This is a genomic window from Sphingomonas sp. FUKUSWIS1 (genome assembly GCF_000733135.1).
In the GTDB taxonomy this organism is placed as follows: domain Bacteria; phylum Pseudomonadota; class Alphaproteobacteria; order Sphingomonadales; family Sphingomonadaceae; genus Sphingomonas; species Sphingomonas aerolata.
In genome coordinates, this window is sequence record NZ_JPJC01000172.1 from 1 (window position 1) to 3,923 (window position 3,923).

Annotated in this window: 3 protein-coding genes, 1 pseudogene and 2 riboswitches; of the genes and pseudogenes, 3 read left to right on the forward strand and 1 reads right to left on the reverse strand. The window is 69.4% G+C overall.

Annotated elements, in window-relative coordinates; genetic code table 11:
• Positions 1-480 (reverse strand): annotated as a pseudogene (locus sphsw_RS10950) (molybdopterin molybdenumtransferase MoeA); the annotation flags it as partial.
• Positions 481-717: 237 nt separating this feature from the next.
• Positions 718-930, forward strand: a riboswitch (cobalamin riboswitch).
• Positions 931-1,109: 179 nt separating this feature from the next.
• Between sphsw_RS10950 and sphsw_RS10955 the strand changes: the two are divergent.
• From sphsw_RS10955 to sphsw_RS10965, 3 genes are all read left to right on the forward strand, one after another.
• On the forward strand, positions 1,110-2,147 hold the full coding sequence (locus sphsw_RS10955) for a HoxN/HupN/NixA family nickel/cobalt transporter (protein WP_443024384.1): 1,038 nt from the start codon (positions 1,110-1,112) through the stop codon (positions 2,145-2,147).
• Between the two features lie 160 nt (positions 2,148-2,307).
• Positions 2,308-2,524, forward strand: a riboswitch (cobalamin riboswitch).
• Positions 2,525-2,662: 138 nt separating this feature from the next.
• The gene (gene cobW, locus sphsw_RS10960) at positions 2,663-3,712 is read left to right on the forward strand and encodes a cobalamin biosynthesis protein CobW (protein ID WP_031440654.1); all 1,050 of its coding nucleotides are present in this window, start codon (positions 2,663-2,665) and stop codon (positions 3,710-3,712) included.
• Between the two features lie 5 nt (positions 3,713-3,717).
• The coding region (locus sphsw_RS10965; protein WP_031440655.1) for a hypothetical protein at positions 3,718-3,923 on the forward strand (206 nt) is incomplete at its 3' end.

The window sequence follows — 3,923 nt, forward strand, 5'->3', positions numbered from 1 at the left end:
CGCGACCGCGATGCGCGCGGGCGTCAGCCGGTCGCCGGCCGCGATCAGCCGCGTGCCGGTCGCGAAGTCGAGCCCCTTGCGGCGCGTGTTGCGCCCTTCGAAGGCGGGGCCTTCGCCGTCGAGCATCAGCCGGTCGCCGTCGCGCGCGGCTTCCTCCTGGACGAGCACCGTGTCGGCGCCCGCCGGCATCGCCGCGCCGGTGAAGATCCGCGTCGCCTGTCCCGCGCCGACCGAACCGGTGAAGGGGCGCCCCGCCGCACTTTCGCCGATGACCGTCCACGGCCCGGGCAGATCTGCGTAGCGGATCGCATAGCCGTCCATCGCCGAGAGGTCGGTCGCTGGCTGGGTGCGGCGGGCGAGAATGTCCTCCGCGGCCCAGCGGCCCATCGCCGAGCGCAGCGGCACGGTTTCGGCGGGGACGCGCGCGGCCATGGCGAAGAGGCGGGACTGGGCGTCGGCGACGGGGACGAGAGGGCGCATGCGGGCTCCGTTCAGCGGGGCGATGAAGGTCTGCGCTGCTCGCACGATTGCCGCGGGGCGGAAAGCGGGCAACGCCGCGACCGGCAGGACACCGGTCGGTTATGCGATCAACGTACGAGGTAAGGCAGACGTTGCGGTGAGATGGGACGACATGCCCTGCGTTGCGTCGCGCGCAAATCCTGTCGTCAGCGCAGGCAAAACGCGCTAGCCCTGTGGCGCAGGTCCGACGCAAGCCGGATCCGCACAGATCGCGTCGGTGCCCCTCGGGGCTTGAATGGGAATGCGGTGCGGGGTTCGCCCCAAGACCGCAGCTGTCCCTGCAACTGTAAGCGGCGAGCGACACGCACCCGCCCCCTGCGACGGGGGCAGCCACTGGGCCGATGGCCTGGGAAGGTGTGCGTCGAGCCTTGACCCGCGAGCCAGGAGACCTGCCGGCGTCTGGTCGCTCTTGTCCCGGTCCAGGGGGTGGCCGAGGCACGGTGAACGCCGTCTGAGCGACGACAATGCGGCGGGGGCCGCATCGGCGACGCATGCCGGCCGCTCAGGGCGTCCGGTCGGCGCGCGTCCCGGTCGTTCGCGGCAGGCCCCCGTCCTCGTCGGACGCCGGGGATGTGCCAATGACCAAGATCATGACCGGGCGGACCGCCGGTCGTTCGACGCGACACCGGATCGGCTGGATGTTCGCGATGCTGGTGGCGGCCAATATCGCCGCCTGGGGATGGGCGTTCGCGCTGTTCCAGGCGCAGCCGCTGATGCTGGGCACCGCGATGCTCGCCTGGGGGCTGGGGCTGCGCCACGCGGTCGATGCGGATCATATCGCGGCAATCGACAATGTGACGCGCAAGCTGATGCAGGATGGGCAGCGGCCGATCGGGGTCGGCTTCTGGTTCGCGATCGGCCATTCGGGGATCGTCCTGATCGCCGCGGTGGCGATCGCGCTGACCGCGAGCGCGCTGGCGCAGTTCGAGGCGTTCAAGCAGGCGGGCGGGGTGATCGCGACGCTGATATCCGCGCTGTTCCTGTTCACGATCGCGACGATGAACCTGATCATCCTGCGATCGGTGTGGCGGACCTTCGGCCATGTCCGCGGCGGCGGGCGCTATGTCGAGGAGGATCTCGACCTGCTGCTCGGCAATCGCGGGCTGCTCGCGCGGCTGTTCCGGCCGATGTTCCGGCTGGTCACGCGCAGCTGGCACATGGCGCCGCTCGGCTTCCTGTTCGGGCTGGGGTTCGACACCGCGACCGAAGTCGCGATCCTCGGCCTGTCGGCGAGCCAGGCGGCGGACGGGTTGTCGATCGGTACGGTGCTGGTGCTGCCGGTGCTGTTCGCGACGGGCATGGCGCTGGTCGACAGTGCCGACGGGGTGGTGATGCTCGGCGCGTATGAATGGGCGTTCGTGAAGCCGATCCGCAAGCTGTATTACAACATCACGATCACGCTGATCTCGGCGATCGTCGCGATCGCGATCGGCGGGATCGAAACGCTCGCGCTGCTGGCGTCGAAGCTGGGCCTGAGCGGGGGCGTGTGGGACGTCGCTTCGGCGCTGGGCGAGAATTTCAACGGGCTGGGCTTTGCGATCATCGCGCTGTTCGTGGCGTGCTGGGTGCTGAGTTTCGCGATCTACCGGTGGAAGCGGTTTGACGAGATCGAGGTGGTGCGGGGGTAACGAGCAGCGTCGTCATCCCGGGCTCGACCCGGAACCTGGAGCCGGGCACCGGATCATGCGTGGCCCTGGGTCCTGGCTTTCGTCAGGATGACGGCGGTCATGTGCATTGGCACAATCGCCAAACTCCTCTAAACCCAACCCCGAGGTTTGGTTCTACCGAACCTCAACAGATCGCGCCGGTGCCCTTCGGGGCTTGAATGGGAATGCGGTGCGGGAGCTTTGCCTCCCAATGCCGCGGCTGTCCCTGCAACTGTAAGCGGTGAGCGAGACGCACAGGCCCCCGATGCGGGGGCAGCCACTGGGTCACGGGACCTGGGAAGGCGTGCATCGAGCTTCGACCCGCGAGCCAGGAGACCTGCCAGCGTCATGGTCGCTCTTGCCTTGATCCAGGGGATGGTCGCGGCACGGTACTCCGTCTGAGCGACGAACGCGTGTGGCCGTCTTGGTCGCGCGCGCGTGTGGCTGCGGATGTGCGTCCGTCCGTGGCTGTCGTTCCGACGCCCGGAGAGTATCGCATGACCGAACCCCAGCCGACCCTGGCCAAGATTCCCGTCACCATCGTCACCGGATTCCTCGGCGCGGGCAAGACCACGCTGATCAGCCATCTGATCCGTAACGCCGGGGGCCGGCGGCTCGCGGTGATCGTCAATGAATTCGGCACGCTCGGTATCGACGGCGACATCTTGAAGGGGTGCGCGATTCCCGATTGCCCGGCCGAGAACGTCGTTGAGCTCGCCAATGGCTGCATCTGCTGCACCGTCGCGGACGACTTCATCCCGACCGTCGAGACTTTGCTCGCGCTCGACCCGCGGCCCGACCATATCCTGATCGAGACGTCGGGGCTCGCTTTGCCCAAGCCGCTGCTCAAGGCGTTTGACTGGCCCGCGATCCGGTCGCGGATCACGGTCGACGGGGTGATCGCGCTGGCCGATGCGGAAGCGGTCGCCGCGGGACGGTTCGCGCCCGACCTCGCCGCGATCGAGGCGCAGCGGCGCGCGGATCCGAGCGTGGATCACGAGACTCCGCTCGCCGAGGTGTTCGAGGACCAACTCGCCTGTGCCGATCTGGTGCTGCTGACCAAGGCGGATCTGGCGGGCGAGGCGGGGGTGGCCGCGGCGCGCGCGGTGATCGCGGCGGAGTCCGCGCGTGCGTTGCCGGTGATCGCGCTGACCGACGGGGTGATCGATCCGCGCGTCGTGCTCGGGCTGAACGCGGCGGCGGAGGACGACATCGCCGCGCGACCGTCGCACCATGATGGCGCGGACGATCACGAGCATGACGATTTCGACAGCATGATCGTCGACCTCGGCGAGATCGCGGACCCGGCGGCGCTCGCCGCGCGGATCGAGACGCTCGCGCGCGACGCCGACATCCTGCGCGTGAAGGGTTATGCCGCGGTGACGGGCAAGCCGATGCGGCTGCTGGTGCAGGCGGTCGGGGCGCGGGTGCGGACGCAATATGACCGGCCGTGGCGCGGCGACGAGGCGCGCCAGACGCGGCTGGTGGTGATCGCCGAGCATGATCGGATCGACCCCGCAAGGATCCGGGCCGCGCTTCAGGGCTGACGGCGATGCACGTCGTCTTCCGCGAAAGCCACGGGCTGGAGGAGAGTGCGGTCCCGCAGGACCTCGCGCAGACTCCGGCGGATCTCGTCGTCCTGTCCTTTTCGGACGGGGATCTCGGCGCGTTCGCGGCCGGGTGGCGGCGTGCGGCGGCGAACGGGAGCCCGCTGCCGTCGCTCCGGCTCGCCAACCTGTCCGCGCTCGCGCATCCGCT

Excerpts from the sequence above, each read along its gene's own strand:
- cobW (WP_031440654.1), top strand. The coding sequence starts at position 2,663 with ATGACCGAACCCCAGCCGACCCTGGCCAAGATTCCCGTCACCATCGTC.
- sphsw_RS10955 (WP_443024384.1), top strand. The coding sequence starts at position 1,110 with ATGACCGGGCGGACCGCCGGTCGTTCGACGCGACACCGGATCGGCTGG.